At 68.2% G+C, this 15,162-nt stretch carries 20 protein-coding genes; all 20 read left to right on the forward strand.

Annotation, left to right across the window (positions count from 1 at the left end):
• Positions 1-15: 15 nt before the first annotated feature.
• The 20 genes from G8760_RS00345 (at position 16) to G8760_RS00440 (ending at position 15,158) form a co-directional block, all read left to right on the forward strand.
• Positions 16-627 carry a hypothetical protein gene (locus G8760_RS00345; RefSeq protein WP_166345044.1) on the forward strand — a complete coding sequence of 204 codons (612 nt, stop codon included), beginning with the start codon at positions 16-18 and terminating at the stop codon, positions 625-627.
• Positions 624-890, forward strand: a complete 267-nt coding sequence (locus G8760_RS00350; RefSeq protein ID WP_166345047.1) for a hypothetical protein — start codon at positions 624-626, stop codon at positions 888-890. Before G8760_RS00345 ends, G8760_RS00350 begins: the two co-directional genes overlap by 4 nt.
• Complete coding sequence (locus tag G8760_RS00355) at positions 883-1,425, forward strand: type I-E CRISPR-associated protein Cas6/Cse3/CasE (protein WP_166345050.1); 543 nt, start codon at positions 883-885, stop codon at positions 1,423-1,425. Before G8760_RS00350 ends, G8760_RS00355 begins: the two co-directional genes overlap by 8 nt.
• Entirely contained in the window at positions 1,422-2,180 is a 759-nt protein-coding gene (locus G8760_RS00360) for a hypothetical protein (protein WP_166345053.1), read from the forward strand. The genes G8760_RS00355 and G8760_RS00360 overlap by 4 nt, the downstream gene beginning before the upstream one ends.
• Positions 2,158-2,514: a hypothetical protein gene (locus tag G8760_RS00365; protein WP_166345056.1), complete on the forward strand. Its 357-nt coding sequence runs from the start codon at positions 2,158-2,160 to the stop codon at positions 2,512-2,514. The genes G8760_RS00360 and G8760_RS00365 overlap by 23 nt, the downstream gene beginning before the upstream one ends.
• The gene (locus G8760_RS00370) at positions 2,511-3,365 is read left to right on the forward strand and encodes a hypothetical protein (protein ID WP_166345058.1); all 855 of its coding nucleotides are present in this window, start codon (positions 2,511-2,513) and stop codon (positions 3,363-3,365) included. The genes G8760_RS00365 and G8760_RS00370 overlap by 4 nt, the downstream gene beginning before the upstream one ends.
• Positions 3,362-3,994 (forward strand): hypothetical protein, encoded by a 633-nt coding sequence (locus tag G8760_RS00375; protein ID WP_207781875.1) that lies wholly within the window; start codon positions 3,362-3,364, stop codon positions 3,992-3,994. The genes G8760_RS00370 and G8760_RS00375 overlap by 4 nt, the downstream gene beginning before the upstream one ends.
• The gene (locus tag G8760_RS00380; protein WP_166345061.1) at positions 3,991-4,314 is read left to right on the forward strand and encodes a helix-turn-helix domain-containing protein; all 324 of its coding nucleotides are present in this window, start codon (positions 3,991-3,993) and stop codon (positions 4,312-4,314) included. The genes G8760_RS00375 and G8760_RS00380 overlap by 4 nt, the downstream gene beginning before the upstream one ends.
• Before the next feature lies 1 nt (position 4,315).
• Positions 4,316-5,068 carry a phosphoadenosine phosphosulfate reductase domain-containing protein gene (locus G8760_RS00385; protein ID WP_166345064.1) on the forward strand — a complete coding sequence of 251 codons (753 nt, stop codon included), beginning with the start codon at positions 4,316-4,318 and terminating at the stop codon, positions 5,066-5,068.
• A complete protein-coding gene (locus G8760_RS00390) occupies positions 5,065-6,012 on the forward strand; it encodes a DNA methyltransferase (RefSeq protein WP_166345067.1) in 948 nt (315 codons plus the stop codon). The genes G8760_RS00385 and G8760_RS00390 overlap by 4 nt, the downstream gene beginning before the upstream one ends.
• The gene (locus G8760_RS00395; protein ID WP_166345070.1) at positions 6,009-6,965 is read left to right on the forward strand and encodes a hypothetical protein; all 957 of its coding nucleotides are present in this window, start codon (positions 6,009-6,011) and stop codon (positions 6,963-6,965) included. The genes G8760_RS00390 and G8760_RS00395 overlap by 4 nt, the downstream gene beginning before the upstream one ends.
• A complete protein-coding gene (locus G8760_RS00400) occupies positions 6,962-7,354 on the forward strand; it encodes a DUF6221 family protein (RefSeq protein ID WP_166345073.1) in 393 nt (130 codons plus the stop codon). The genes G8760_RS00395 and G8760_RS00400 overlap by 4 nt, the downstream gene beginning before the upstream one ends.
• On the forward strand, positions 7,351-7,557 hold the full coding sequence (locus G8760_RS31050; RefSeq protein WP_166345076.1) for a helix-turn-helix domain-containing protein: 207 nt from the start codon (positions 7,351-7,353) through the stop codon (positions 7,555-7,557). The genes G8760_RS00400 and G8760_RS31050 overlap by 4 nt, the downstream gene beginning before the upstream one ends.
• A gap of 91 nt (positions 7,558-7,648) precedes the next feature.
• Positions 7,649-9,187 carry a hypothetical protein gene (locus tag G8760_RS00410; RefSeq protein ID WP_166345079.1) on the forward strand — a complete coding sequence of 513 codons (1,539 nt, stop codon included), beginning with the start codon at positions 7,649-7,651 and terminating at the stop codon, positions 9,185-9,187.
• A gap of 22 nt (positions 9,188-9,209) precedes the next feature.
• Positions 9,210-10,787, forward strand: coding sequence for a hypothetical protein (locus G8760_RS00415; protein WP_166345084.1), 1,578 nt, complete (start codon positions 9,210-9,212; stop codon positions 10,785-10,787).
• Positions 10,768-11,676, forward strand: a complete 909-nt coding sequence (locus G8760_RS00420) for a phage minor head protein (protein WP_166345087.1) — start codon at positions 10,768-10,770, stop codon at positions 11,674-11,676. Before G8760_RS00415 ends, G8760_RS00420 begins: the two co-directional genes overlap by 20 nt.
• A 55-nt stretch (positions 11,677-11,731) precedes the next feature.
• On the forward strand, positions 11,732-13,183 hold the full coding sequence (locus G8760_RS00425) for a hypothetical protein (RefSeq protein WP_166345090.1): 1,452 nt from the start codon (positions 11,732-11,734) through the stop codon (positions 13,181-13,183).
• 6 nt (positions 13,184-13,189) lie between these two features.
• Complete coding sequence (locus tag G8760_RS00430) at positions 13,190-13,546, forward strand: DUF2190 family protein (RefSeq protein ID WP_166345093.1); 357 nt, start codon at positions 13,190-13,192, stop codon at positions 13,544-13,546.
• 23 nt (positions 13,547-13,569) lie between these two features.
• The gene (locus tag G8760_RS00435) at positions 13,570-14,721 is read left to right on the forward strand and encodes a phage major capsid protein (RefSeq protein ID WP_166345096.1); all 1,152 of its coding nucleotides are present in this window, start codon (positions 13,570-13,572) and stop codon (positions 14,719-14,721) included.
• Positions 14,721-15,158, forward strand: coding sequence for a hypothetical protein (locus G8760_RS00440; protein ID WP_166345099.1), 438 nt, complete (start codon positions 14,721-14,723; stop codon positions 15,156-15,158). Before G8760_RS00435 ends, G8760_RS00440 begins: the two co-directional genes overlap by 1 nt.
• Positions 15,159-15,162 lie beyond the last annotated feature (4 nt).

The raw sequence follows: 15,162 nt of genomic DNA on the forward strand, positions 1-15,162 counted from the left end.
CGAGGAACGCGCCCTGTGCGACTGCTCGACACCATCACCATGCCCAGCGATCACGGAGACACGAACCCGATGACCGACATCCACGAGTACTTCGACCTCTCCTACGCCAACTACCTCGTCCTCCCCCGCACGCTGCTGCAATCCATGCCGGACACCTGGCAACACGCCTTCGTGACGCTCCTGGAGCAACACGACGCCGCTTTCGCACACACCGAGCGGGCCGAGGGCTACCACGTCCAAACCGGCGCCTGGCACTACCCCGGCGACCTCAGCGAGACAGCCCTCACCGTGCTCGGCTACACCAACGACGACGAGACCGCGGTGTGGTACGACCCGGACGGGAACGAGATCGACAGCGCCAGGGCCTCCGTCTTCGTACCCTGCGACGACCCGGTGCCGCACTACGAACGCGGCCGGGCCCGCGTCGCCTTCAACCCCGACGCCCTCGTGGTCCCCAACGATGCCGAGCCTGGAGTCTGGGTCGTCTGGTGTCACGGCGACTACGGCCCCGAACTCGACAGCATCCATGCCACCGAGCTCGCCGCGCTACGCCGCGCTAACGACGAGAGCTACCTCGCCGCCACGTTCATCACGTTCGGCTCCAACGTCCACGAGGTGCTGCGATGACGGCGACCATCCACGACCGGCCAGAGCCACCCCGCCGCAGGCTCCGCCTCCGACTCCGTCTCGAAGCAGACACCCTCGACGAGATCGAGCGTGCCCTGACCAACATCGGAATCGACCTCCTGAGTCAAGGCATCGAAACCCGCGAGGTCATCTCCGGCGGCTACGCATCCGGGTACGACCTGTCGCTTGGCTGCGACCCCGACATGGACGGCGACCGCTACCGAGCCGAACTCGATGCATGGAGGGACATCCACCGTGCCTAACACCATCCACCGCATCCACCTCACCCGCCACGGCACCCGACACATGCGCGACCTCCAAGTCGCCCACGCCACCATCTCCGCCGCCACCAACGGCACCACCCAACGCCCCCTGTGGGCCATGCCAACCCGAGACCTGCTCATCGTGCAGGCCGACACCTGCGACCTGCCTCCCAACCTCATCCGCGAACACCACACCGGCACACGGCCGGCCAACGTCGAAGGCCGGATCCGACTAGCCATGGTGATCAACCCAGTCGTCGACCGCGACGGAAAACGCACGGTCATCCCAATGAACGACATGGCCACCTGGCTGCACCAGCGGCTCTCGGACACCGCAGACCTACACGAGTTCGACGTCCAGGACCTCGGCCAGCGCGGCGGATGGCGCAACGGCCACCGAATCACCATCGCCTGGCGCGCCGTCGACGCCATCGTCACCGTCACGAACCCGCAGCGGATGCGACACATCCTCGACAACGGCCTCGGGCGAGCCCGCGCCTACGGATGCGGCCTCGTCCTGGCAGGTGCGACATGACCACACCGACGAGGATGGTGTGGGACCTGGCCGGCCGGCCCGAGCCGGTGGCCAACGTCGCCGCACTAATCACCGACACCGCCGGGACGTGCTGCGTGTGCGGACTGCCGTCCGACCACACGGCCGACACGAACCGGGCGCTCGGCGCGAACTTCACCGACAGGGCGATGTTCCGTGATCCGCGCTCCTCTCGGGTTTGCCCAGCCTGCTTGTGGTGCTGCTCCGGCAAGCCGCCGGCGACGCTGCGGATGTGGACCATCGTGGCCGTTCCCGGCTACGACCTGGCTCCCTCGCACGAGAAGTGTGCACTCCCGGCCGGCCGCGGACTGCACCTGACTAATCGGGCCAACACCGCCGCAGTCTCGACCGTGCTGCGCTGGCCGCCTCCCGGCGAATGGGTCGTCACCGTGGCTGTCAGCGGGCAGAAACACGTTCTGCCCTACGGCACGGTGAACCGCGGCTGCGACCAGTGGACCGTGCGGCTGGAGGCCACCAACGTCACCAGCACCCCCGACGATTTCGCCCACGTGCTGCGCACCGCAGCTCGGCTGCGGGCCGCTGGGCACCGCGACGACGACATCCGCCGCGGCGCACCCACCATGTCGGCACTCAAGGCGGACGCCGACGCCGACCATTGGCGCGGCTTGTTCCACGCCCTGGCCGACCACACCGGACACACACACTCGCCACTGCTCGACCTCGCGCTGTGGTGCATAACCAAGGAGACCATCCATGACCACGCAAACGCTGCCTGACCTGCGAGACGCCACCGTCGAGTGGCTGTCCGCCATCCTCGACAGCGCCTACGTCGATGTCATCGGCAAGGCCCACTGGTGGGACCGCGCCACCAGCGCTCTACTCACGGCCGCGACCGCCACCACCTACGGCGAGGCATGCTCCACCGCCGCGCGGAAGCTCCAGGTCGGCGTCCTGCGAGCCGACTCCTCGGCCACGCTCACCCGACTCGACGCCACCATAGGCCCGCGGCTCACCGAGTGGTGCGAAATCGTCACCACCGAGGCGCCCTACCTGGTCGCGCTCACCCGCATCCACCGCCAGAACCGCAAGAGCCAGGAGACAACCGCATGACGACCATCGACCTCACCCTCACCCTCACCTCGCCGCTGCACCACGGATCCGGTTCGGCCGGGAACACGTCCCTGCTGCGGACCCAGGACATCGTCCTGCCGGACGGCAGGCAAGCCGCGGTGCCGTTCGTTTCCGGTAACTCGCTGCGGCACCAGCTCCGCGACGCGCTTGCCTGGCACACCGTCGCCACCCTCGCCGTCGAGCCCGGCAGCCTGTCCAAAGCCGCCGTAGACCTCCTCTGGTCAGGCGGTGCCATCACCTCCACCGGTTCCCAGGTCGACCTGGCCATGGCACGCCGCGTCGAGGAGACCTACCCGGCGCTCGGGCTGCTCGGATACGCCGCACAATCCGACATGACCGCCGGCACGCTGCGCGTATCCAACCTGCACCTGGTGTGCGCCGAGAACGCGTGGCGACTCCCGGACCGCCTCGCCGGACACAACCACGTCAGCCGCCCGGCCGGGATGTTCCGCGGGGAAGAATTCGGCACCCGCCACGACGTCGCCTCCACCCCAGTGGACCGACTCGTGCAAACCGCCGGGGAGATCGTGCAGCCCGGCACTACGCAGATGATCTACGACCTACAGGTTCTCAAACCCGGCAGCGTGCTATGGGGCGAGATCTCCCTGACGCCTGCCGCCACCGAGCAGCACGGCCGGCTGCTGTATGCGGCGATGGAGCTGCTCGCCGGGGACTGCACCATCGCGCTGGCCGCGAAGACCGCCGTCGGATACGGCCGCGCCACAGTCGACGGGGTGCCCTACCTGGAGGGCGCACTTGACGAGTGGACGCAGCACCTCACCGACAACGCCGACGACGTGCTCCAGCTCATCAAAGACCTCACCAAATGATCACCGTCGCCAGCGGCGGTGAACCGGTCGTCGTCACCGCCCGGCTCACCGAACCCATCGTCGACGCCGAACGGCACCCCATCATGCTCGACGGCCCCCTCGCGTGGGCCGCCGCTCAGCTCGGGATGGCGCCCGGCCCACTGACGCCCGAGCACGCACCCGACATGCCGCTGCCGCTGGCCCGGTGGGAGGACGGCGACGGCGTGTGGGGGTGGTGCGTCTCCGCCGCCATCTACACGCCGACCCGGCACACCGCGGTGCAGCTACGACGCAAACCGGCGACCGCAGCCATGGCACGGTACGCACCCGACCGGCGGCACCACCTGGCCCTCGGCCCCCACAAGGCCCGCGACACCACCCTGCCCGCCGTGTGGGCCCGCTACCTCGTCTGGCACGCCCTCACCACCGACATCAACCAGCTCGCCGACCTGCTGAAGCCGGTCACCCACATCGGCAAAGCCCACGCCGCCGGATACGGACGGGTCACCACATGGACCGTCATGCCAGCCGACGCCCCCGACGCATGGATGGCGCGCCCCCTACCCGACCGCGCCGGGATCCTCCAGGGCGTCCGCGCCCCCTACTGGCACCCCACCCGTCGCCACCCATGCACCTGGAGGAACCCGTGACAAACCCTCCCGTCAACCTCGGCGAGCACGGCGCCGCGTTCGCGGCCAACCTGCGGGCCATCCGCAAGGCGAGACACGTCACGCTGGACGAACTCGCCGCACAGATCCAAGACCGCGGCCACCGGCTCAACCGCGACCAGCTCATCCGCATCGAGGCCGGGCAACGACGCGCCAGCATCGACGACGCGTGTGAGATCGCCCGCGCCCTGGGGGTCAAGCTGATTCGGCTGGTGTCGCCATCGCGGCTCCAACTTGTCCCGAACCGGCCACTTCATGGCGTCCTCGCCGATGCCCGCAATCCTCGAGATGAGGTGGTGTGACGTGCTCATCGACTCACCCCGCCTGACCGCCGCCGACCGGGCCGCGTGGGACCGGCTCGCCGCGTATGACGCGATACTCGCCCGCGATCCGGCACTGGCCCGGATGGCCGACCGTGCCCGTGGCGTCATCGCCGAGTTCGCCGCCGCTGGGCCGTGCTACGCGTCCACATCGTGGGGCAAAGACTCCACCGTCGCGGCGCACCTGCTCGCCACGTCAGGCGTTGACGTGCCGCTCGTGTGGGTGCGGGTCGACCAGTGGGAGAACCCCGACTGCCTCCTTGTCCGGGATGCGTTCCTGTCCCGGTACGACCACATCGACTACCACGAGATCACCACCCCCGCGACGTCGCGCCGCTGGTGGGACCCAGACGACGGCACCCACACCGACACGTCCCGGACCCTCAAAGGCGGCTTCGCCGAGGCCTCCAGACGATTCGGAGCCCGCCACATCTCCGGCATCCGCGGCGAGGAGTCCCGCATCCGCCGGATCGTCCAGGCCCGCTGGGGCGACGCCGGACCATCAGCATGCCGCCCCCTAGGCCGTTGGGACGCCACCCACGTGTTCGCCTGGCTGCACGCACACGACCTGCCCGTGCACCCCGCCTACGCCATGTCGATCGGCGGGGTGCTCGACAGGCGGTGGCTACGCGTCTCATCTATCGGCGGAGTCCGCGGCGCCGACAAGGGCCGCGCCGAGTGGGAGTGCCGCTACTACCCCGACATCGTTCCTGCCCACGCCGGGGGGCACGCATGAGAGGCCACCGCCAGGGCGAGCTCACCCACGGCGTCAACCCGGACGACTACCCCGACTACACCGTGCACGGCGTCTACCCGTGGTCTGTGCTGCGCTCGGATTCCCGCGAGTGGCAGGACCGCAAACGCTGGTGGAAGGGTCGCGGCGTCCACGAGGAGAACGGCCGCGCTGACCATCTTCTCCTGGGGTCCGGCTCATCTGAACGGCACCGCAAGATCTCCAGAGGCACGTCCCGGTTCGACCCGTTCCTCGCCGAGCTGTGCTGCGAGTGGTACTCCCCACCCGGCGGCATGGTGCTGGATCCGTTCGCCGGCGGGTCATGCCGGGGCATTGTCGCTGCCGAGCTTGGCCGTCACTACACGGGTATCGACCTGTCCACGGCTCAGGTCACAGCGAACCATGCGGCGAAAGAGGCCTGGGGGCCAACCGACGGGACCGTCACCTGGCAGACGGGTGACGGCGTCGCCGCGATCGGGGACATCGCAGACGGCTCCTACGACTACGTCCTGACCTGCCCGCCGTACCACTCAGCAGAGCGGTACTCGGGCGACCCACGCGACCTGTCGGCGATGTCGTGGGCCGACCATCTCGATGCAGTTGCCGAGACCGCACGGCAGCTGTTTCGAGTCCTCGCCGAGGACCGGTTCGCGACGTGGGTTACCGGCGACCTCAGAGACACTTCCGGACACCTGCGTTGTCTGCCGGAGCACACCATCATGGCGCTGCGTGACGCCGGTTTCGGGGTGGTCAACGACCAGGTCCTCGTCACGCCAGCTGGGTCGATGTATCGCATGTTGCGCCGCTGGTGGACCAACACACGCTCGGCTGGCCGTGTGCATCAGCGTGTCATCACGGTCGTCAAAGGCGACCGGCGGTTAGCAGTCACCGCACAGAGCAGAGGGCTCCACCACATCGCCCCCATCGCCGCCCCGGAGGCCGAATGACCAACCCCAACCCCGACGAACACGCCCCACCCGAGTGCCACCGCCACGGCAACGATCGCGCCATCACCGACCAACACACACCCGACTGCGACAACCCCCACACCTGCACCGGCTGCCTGCCCTGCCCACAACGACACTGCACCGTCGACCAACGCCGCCATCTCCACCCCAAACACGACGGCCCCCGCACCTGCACCACTTGCCTCAACAGCACCCGCACCCAGCTCGGCTCACTGCGAGCTCTCGCGATCACCGCACAGCACGAAATCACCGCCAGCCGCTACCGCTCCCCCCAAGCACCCCGCACCGGCGGACGCTCCCCCGATACACCCACACCCGGCGGCGACGCCCTCGCCATGCTCACCGCCGGCCACAACGGCACCGTCGTGTACTCCCGCACCGGCAACCGCGACCACGCCGCCGACCACCAACCCGACGACCCCGACCCCGTCCTCGCGGTCCTCGCCTCGTGGGAGGACGACTGGCGCAAGACCCGCGGCGAACCCGCAGCCGGACCGCCCAGCTTCCACACCGTCCTCGCCTACCTCACCCGCCACCTCGACTGGGCCGCCCAACATCACGACGCGTTCCCCGATTTCTCGGCCGACGTCGCCCGGATCCGCCGCCGGCTGTTGTCCGTGGTGGGCGATTCTCCCGCGCCTGAGCGTGCCGCGTCGGCGTCCTGTACCGAATGTGGCAGCCGGTTGGTCGCCGAGATCCGTGACCCGAAGCCGTGTCACCACAGCCGTCGCCCGCAGCGGCGCCGGGACCGCGACGGGGTGTGGGAGCCGTTGGACGAGTTCGAGCACCGGGTCACCGCGTGGGAGGTGGAGCATGCCCGCTGTGATCAGGGCGGCCGGGAGGACTTGTGGGTGTGCGACGATTGCGGCACGACCTACACGCCGGCGCAGTATTTCATCGCTCTGGCAGCGAGGCTGGAGGAAGCATCGTGATCGACGAAGTCATCGCGTTTCTGCGGGCACGGCTGGACGAGGTGGAAGCTGCGGCGTCAGCTGCGAGGACGTCAGGCCAGTGGTGGGTGGACGGGCCAGCCGAGCAATCCGGGCTTTGGTGGGTCTATGACACGGGAGCGAAATTCGAGAGCGAGGACGTGGCAAGGCACATCGCCCGCCACGATCCGACGTATGTTCTTGACAATGTGGCCACCATGCGGTTGATCGTGGACGAGCACAGTCCGACTTCGAGGGTGGTGGGCGCGTCCGAACCGGAAGCCCTGGGCTGTCGGACGTGTAGAACGCGTGAGTGGCCGTGCCGGACACTTCGCATCCTTGCGCGGCCATGGTGTGATCATCCCGAGTTTGATCACACGTGGCGCCTGTGAACACGGTTGGTGTCGATGCTTACGCGCTTGCTGAGTTCCTCGGCGTCCCGGTGGCGACGATCCGGTCGTGGGCGAATCGGGGCAAGATCCACCCGGTTGGTAAGGATCGTCGAGGGCGGACGCTCTACGACCCGGCCGAAGTGACGCGACACGCCCGGCACGCCAGGACGTTTGCGCAAGCCGCTGACCAGGTGCAACACTGACGGCTGTAGACGTGTGTCTAATTCGGATCCCGACCATTGACATTTCAACGTCAAAACGGGAGTTGAGGAAGGCAATCCAGGAGGTGCCACATTGGCCACCACCTGGATCGACGAACTCCGCCAACGCATCCAACCCCACCCCCACCTCAACGACCCCGCCGGCTGGATCCGGACCAGGCTCCGCGAACACCTCTGGTCCAAGCAACGTGAGATCGTCGACGCCATCCGCGACCACCCCAAAGTCGCCGTCCACTCCTGCCACGACGCCGGCAAGAGCTTCATCGCATCTCGGGTCGCCGACTGGTGGATCGACGTCCACCCCGAAGGGTCAGCGTTCGTCGCCTCAACCGCACCCACGTACAGGCAGGTCAACGCGATCCTGTGGGAAGAGATCCGCACCTCCCACCAGAAGGGCAACCTCAAAGGCCGCGTCACCCAGTCTGACGAGTGGAAGATCGGTGACCGCCTCGTCGGGTACGGCCGCAAACCCGCCGACCACGACGAACACGGCTTCCAAGGCATCCACCGCCGCTACGTCCTCGTCATCCTCGACGAAGCCTGCGGAATCCCACCGGCACTGTGGACCGGCGTCGACGCCATCACAACCAACGACGACGCCCGCATCCTCGCGATCGGCAACCCCGACGACGAGACCTCCGAGTTCGCCCGGCTCTGCCGGCCAGGCTCCGGCTGGCACGTCATCCGCATCGACGGCCTGACCACGCCGAACGTCGACAAGGCCACCATGGCCGCCGCGCTGGACGAGATCGGATTCGGCACCCGCAACGCCCAAGAAGCCGAGCAACGCCAACGGCTGCTCGCCGCGTGCCCCGACGAACGTGAACAGGTCCCGGCTGATCTTCGTCACCTGCTGCTATCGCCGTCGTGGATCGCGGACAAGGCCCGACGATGGGGCGTGGACTCCCCGCTGTTCACCGCCAAGGTCCGCGGCGAGTTCCCCGACACGTCCGCCGGTTCCGTGATCCCGCTCGCCTGGGTGCGAGCCGCCCAGAACCGGTGGGCCAACCGCGCCGACCCGTTGCCCCGGTTCACCCAGGCCGGCGTCGACGTCGCCGACGAAGGCGAAGACCGAACCACCATCGCCTACCGACACGCCTGGCGCATCGACCGCATCGAGATCGTGCCCCCCGGCGACCCGATGCACACCGCAGATCAGATCAACGCGATCGTGCCCGGCCTGTCCGTCGTCGACGGCATCGGCGTCGGTTCCGGCGTGGTCGCCCGGCTGCGGCAGCTCGGCCGCCCGGTCGTGTCGTTCATCGCGTCCCGCGGGACCGACCTGGTCGACCAAACCGGCGAACTCGGGTTCATCAACTGCCGCGCCGCGGCATGGTGGGCACTGCGGGAGATGCTCGACCCGATCAACGGTCTCCCGATCGAGCTGCCCGACGACGACGAGCTGACCGCCGAGTTGACCGCCCCGAAGTGGACACAGGCCGGCGGCCGCATCAAGATCGAATCGAAGGACGACATCAAGAAACGTCTCGGCCGGTCCACCGACCTCGCCGACTCGGTCATCCAGGCGTTCTGGACCGACCCGACACCCGTCCTCGAAGACGCCGACGACATGGCCAGCGACACCGACGACGACATCTTCAGCCTGATGTGATGCGAGAGGGTGGTGATCACCCGTGGGCCTGCGTGACCTGTTCCGCCGCGACACCACCAACACCGCCGTCGAACTCGCCGAGGTGCAGCAGTCACGCGACGCCGAAGTGCACGGGCTGACCCACACCGTTGAGATGCTCGAATCGAACATCACCCGGCTCGAACAAGCGTTGCTGGAGCCAGGTTGGCTGCGCCTCGAAGCTGGCCTTGAGCAGGAATTCACCCGCGAGGGGTTACGGCACATCGCGCGGTTGTGCCGCCTGCTGGCGATCAAGAACCCGCTGCTCCGGCGGGCCTCCGCGTTGAAGGTGTACTACGTGTTCGGCCAGGGCTTATCGATCGCGGCGAAAGACGAGCTGGTCAACGAAGTCGTCACCCAGTTCATCGAAGACCCCCACAACCAGGCCGCGCTGTTCGGACAGTCCGCGCAGGAGGAAAACGAGAAAGCGCTCCACACGGACGCGAACCTGTTCCTCACCGCGTTCACCCACCCCCTCACCGGGCGAGTGCAAGTCCGGTCGATCCCGTTCGACGAGGTCAACGACGTCATCTACTCCCCGGATGACGCGGCCGAGCCGTGGTTCTACGAGCGCCGCTGGACACAGGTCATCCGCACTGCGGAGGGCACCAGGACTGAGCTGAAACGGGCGTTGTACCCGGACATCGACTACCGGCCACGGCATCGGCCCGCCATGTGGGGCGGGTGGGAGGTCCGGTGGGACTCACCGGTGCTGCACGTGCATACCAACCGCCCCAAGAACTGGACGTTCGGGGTGCCCGAGTTCTACCCAGCGTTGGACTGGGCACGTGCGCACACGGAGTTCCTCGACGACTTCCGCCGCATGGTCAAGACGCTGTCGAAATTCCTCTGGCAGGTCAAGACCAAGGGGTCGCAGCTGGGCAAGGCTCAGTCGGCGATGGCGAAAGCGACCGCCGAGGACGCACCTGTTGGGCAGACGTTCGTCGCCGATCATGGCGCCGGGGAGTTGTCGACCGTCAAGGCCGGCGGGATCGCGTTGTCCCCGCAGGACGCGCGGCAGCTCGCACTGATGGTGTCCGCGGCCACCGACATCCCCGAGACGATGCTGATGGGCGACCCATCCACCGGGAACCTCGCCACCGCCGAGACCCTGGACCGGCCGACCGAGCTGGGGTTCGAGCATCGCCGCAACCTGTGGGCGACTGTTGTCGACCGGTTGAGTCAGCACGTCATCGACGCGTCCGTACTCGCACCCCGCGGCGCCCTGTCCGGGGTGGTTGAGCGTGACGAGTATGGCCGGCTGGTCATCACCCTGCGGGGTGACCGGTCGCGGGTCATCAATGTCGACTGGCCCCCGCTGAACGAGCGGAGCATGGACGAGGTCATCAAGGCCCTCGCCGGGTCGACGGGCGGCGCCAAGGACATCCCCGGCATGCCGGACGAGGTCCTGTTGCGCCTGGCGTTGGTCGCGCTCGACGTGAACGACCCCGACGAGATCGTCGCCACCGCCCGCGACGCGCTGGAGAGATCCGCCGACGAACGCGACGAGCACGAGGACGGCATCGTGGAGGCGGTCCGTGAACTGCGGGAATCCATCGACCGTGTCCTCGTCGCAGCATAAGACGCGCCCTGCGGCGGCACCCCTCCTGTCCCGGCTGGCGAGCCTGGCCCCGGCCCTGGACGCGTTCATCGAGTCGGCCAGCCCGGCATCGAAGGAACACGCCACTCGACCGTTGGAACGTCGCCTGCGGCGTGGGCTGACCACCATGTGGGCCGAGCAGTCCCGCCGGCTCCTGGAGCACCTGGGGGTGTTCTCCTGGCGGTTCGTCGCGGTCGAAGCGCAGCGTCCGCTCGTGGAAGCGGGACCGATCCCCGACGATGCGCTCGCCCGGATCTGGCAGTCCATCACCTCCGCCACCGGTGGGCCGCTGGCCAGCCTGCTCAACGGGCTCGCCGGCGACGGGATACGCCGTGGCCACAACGCCGGCACCCTCGACGTCGGCCTGAGCATCAGCTTCGACGTCGACCATCCCCTCGCGGTCGACTACCTGTCCGGGTACGGCGCGTCACGCGTGGCCGGGATCGACCGGACCACCATGCGGGAGCTCCGGTCGCTGCTCGCTCAGGCCGCCGGTAGCGGCTGGTCCTACGACTTCACGGCACGGGAGATCCGGCGCCGCTTCCAGGGTTTCTCCAACCCGTCGGTGCTCGGACACATCCGTGACCGTGCCGAACTCGTCGCCGTGACCGAGATCGGCGAGGCGTACGAGCACGGCCAGTGGATGGTCATCGAGCGGCTACGCGAGCAGGGCATCCAGACCGACAAGGCGTGGCTGTCCGCCGAAGACGCCCGCGTGTGTGACGTGTGCGAACCGGCCGCGGCGGCGGGGTGGATCCCCAGCGGGAACGAGTTCCCGAACGGCCGGCACCGCCCGCTCGGCCACCCAGGCTGCCGATGCGCACTCACGATCCGCGTGGCAGACCAGTCACGAGTCGTCCCGGTCGGCTAGTCCCGCACCCCGTCAACATTCCAGTTTCCGTGTTCCCGCTGGGAGGCACATTGTCATGCCCACTGCCACCATTCCCACGCCCCGCGAGGTGTTCAACCCGCCCCCGGAAAAGACGGCGTTCACCGAGACCGCCACGCTTGAGCTGGTCGAGGCCAGCGGCGCGACCGGGCGGCGGATGCGGGTGCAGCTCATCACGCCCGGCTGGGGTTCCAGCGGCTACTACTCCGAGGCCGTGCTCAAGGAGGCGGCTCGACAGCGGGTGTTCCCCGCCGGGACCACCATGTACATCGACCACCAAACCCTGTCCGAGTCTGTCGACCGTATCCACGGCGAGCGTTCCATGAAGGACCTCGCTGCCCGGTTCACCTCGGATGCCGTGTGGGACGACAACGCGAAAGCTCTCGTCGCACCACAGGTCGAAGCGTTCGGCCCGTGGCGCCCGGTCCTGGCCGAAATGAAGGACCACGTGGGCGTGTCGATCCGGTCGTTCGGCATGGCCGAGATGGGCGAAGCCGAGGGGCGCACCGGTCCGATCGTGAAGTCGATCGACTACGCCCAGTCGGTCGACTTCGTCGCCGAGGCAGGCCGCGGCGGGCGGATCCTGCAACTGCTGGAGTCGGCCCGCGCCGATCTCGGTGAGGCCCGCAACGTCGGCCAGTGGCTGGAAGCGCGCCTTCATCTGGCGTTCACCGAGATAGCTGATCACATGTACGGCGAGGGCCGGCTGTCCCGCGACGAACGGATCGCGTTGTCCTCGGCCATCAGCGACGCGCTCACCGGGTTCGCCACCCGCGTCGAGGCGGAAGCACCGCAACTGCTGGCGCGTGACCTGTGGCAAGGCCCCGAGGCGTCCGAGCAGGCCGAGACGTCACTTGGCGGCACCGACGGCGACGCCCCACCGCCGGGGGGCGACACGATCGACGCCGCCGAAGCCGCGGCAGCCGCCACACCACCTGTCCCAGCCGCACCCGCGGCTGGATCGACCGCGGATCCGTCCGCACCACCCGTCGATGTCGAGATTCAGGAGTCCAAGGAGGACACCATGACTGACACCCCCGGTGCGGGGACCGCACCTCCGTCGCTGCCGACCGTGCGGCAGGCCACCGAGGCCGAACTCGCCGAGACGCGGCGAGAGCTGGCCCAGACCCGTGCACGTGAGCGTGCCCGGATCATCTTGGGCGAATCGCTGCGGGATCAGTGGGTCCCACCGTCCACCGTCACCCGGATCACCGAGTCCCTTCTCGCCGCGCTGCCGCTCACCCAGGAGATGAAGCTCGACGAGGCCGAACTGAGCAAGCGGGTCGTGCGGGAACTGAGCCAGGCCGAGGCGGAGATCGCCGAAGCGCTCGGCGCTGCCGGATTGGGTCGCCCACGCGATCTCGGCCACATCTCCGACCCCACCCTCGGCGGACTCGGGCAGGACCAGATCGACGCACGGCTCGAAGAGTCGTTCCGCTCTCTTGGCCTGTCCGAGTCCGCCACCAAGACCGCCGTGAAGGGACGGTAACCGCTCATGGCCACCAACAGCGCGTTTCATCTCGCTGATCAACTGTCCCTGCCGGTTCCGGCAGGGACCGAGTCGAACGACCCGGTCAAGGTCGGCGACCTCGTCGGTGTCGCACTCACCGACCGCGGCACCGAGGGCAACGAACCCACGCACGCAACCGTCAAGCTGACCGGCGCGTTCCACCTCGTCGTCGACGGTGCCATCGCCGATGTCGGTGACCCGGTGTACATCGACGGCGACGGTGACCTCACCGCCACCGCATCCGGAAACGACCTGTTCGGTCACGCACTGGAGACCAAGGGCGTCGGCGAAGGGGAAATCCCCGTCAAGATCGCCGCGTTCTCGGTCCCCGGTGGGGCCTGATCTCGAAGGAGGCACTACCCCACATGTCTGAATTCCTTGACCTCCTTGAGTCCCTCCGGGCCGAGGACGCCACCCACAGCCGACTGTTCGACGACGCCGGCACGTCCGTGCGGCGCGGCATCCGCCGCGACACTCCCTCCTACAAGCGAGCCTTGGCTGAGGCGGGTGAGCTGATCGCCAACGTGTACAAGGGCAAGGTCCCCGTCTACCGCCTCCAGGAGGCGATGTCCGCTTCGGATTTCCCGCTGCTGTTTGGGGACATCCTCGACCGGCAGTTGCTGGGGAAGTACGAGGAATGGCCAGCGACCTGGCAGCGCCTCGCCCGCCGGGGCACTGTTCGGGACTTCCGCGCGGTGAAGCGGTTCGCCGTGGACGGCGCCGAGGCCGTCCTGGAGAAGGTCCCCGCCGGCGGCGAGTACAAAGAGGCGGCGCTGAAGGAAGCGCAGTACGAGTACCGCGTTGAGAAGCGCGGCCGTCGGATCCCGTTCCTGTGGGAGACCATCGTCAACGACGACCTCGACGCTCTACGGGACACCCCCGAGCGGTTGGCCAAGGCCGCTCGGCTGTCCGAGGAGCGGTTCGCTACGAGCCTGTGGGCGGCGAACACGACGTTCTTCTCCGGGGGCAACGGCAACGTCATCACCGGCAACCCGGCGCTCGACGTCGATGCGTTGGAGACCGGGCTGACGGTGCTGTGGTCGCAGGTCGACGAGGACAAAAACCCGATCTTCACCGGTCAGGTTCGCCTCGTCGTGCCGCCGCAGATGAAGGTCACGGCTATGAACATCGTCCGCGCCACCCAGATCCGTGTGGCGTCCGGGTCCGGCACGTCGGCCAACCAGTTGGTGGGGCAGAACTGGATGACTGACGAGATCGCTGAGGTCGTCGTCAACCCGTGGTTGCCGATCGTCGATCAAACGAACGGCGCCACGGGCTGGTACCTGTTCGCCGACCCGAGCGTAGGTCGGCCGGCGTTGGAGATTGGTTTCCTCCGCGGAAACGAGACCCCGGCGCTGTTCGTGAAGTCGCCGAACTCGATGCGCGTCGGTGGCGGCGCGGTCGCCGCCGAGGATGGCGACTTCGAGACTGACGGCGTCAACTACAAGGTTCGCCACGTGTTCGGCGGCACGATGATGGAGCCGAAGGCGGCCGTGTTCTCGAACGGCACTGGCTGATGCCGAAGCGTCTCCCGAAGCCGCGGATGGCCGCCGATCTGTACCTGGCGGCCATCCACGAGGAGGTCCAGGGCATCCGCTCTGACCTGCGCACACTTCTGCGCGGTACGGCCTCATCGGGCGGCACCGTGGACGTGGAGCCGCAGCCGGTCAAGCTTGAGGAGCCTGGCCCGGCCAAGCCGGAGGCGGTGCTCGATCCGGTACCCGGCGAGCGCACGCCCACAGGGTCGACCGCCGACGCCGCCTCGGCCGTGGAGTTGTCGGAGCCCAAGCCCGTGCCCACGGCAAGCGAGCCAGCGTCGGGCGCCGCCCCCCCGGCCGGTGAACCCGACCCTGCCGTTGATCCGCGCACGCCACCCAAGACCCAGGCCAAGACCCCGCCTGCGGCCAAGAAGACCCCCAGCAAGAAACCCACACCACGACCGCGACGCAAATAGCTAC

The organism is Phytoactinopolyspora limicola (assembly GCF_011320225.1).
GTDB classification, from domain to species: domain Bacteria; phylum Actinomycetota; class Actinomycetes; order Jiangellales; family Jiangellaceae; genus Phytoactinopolyspora; species Phytoactinopolyspora limicola.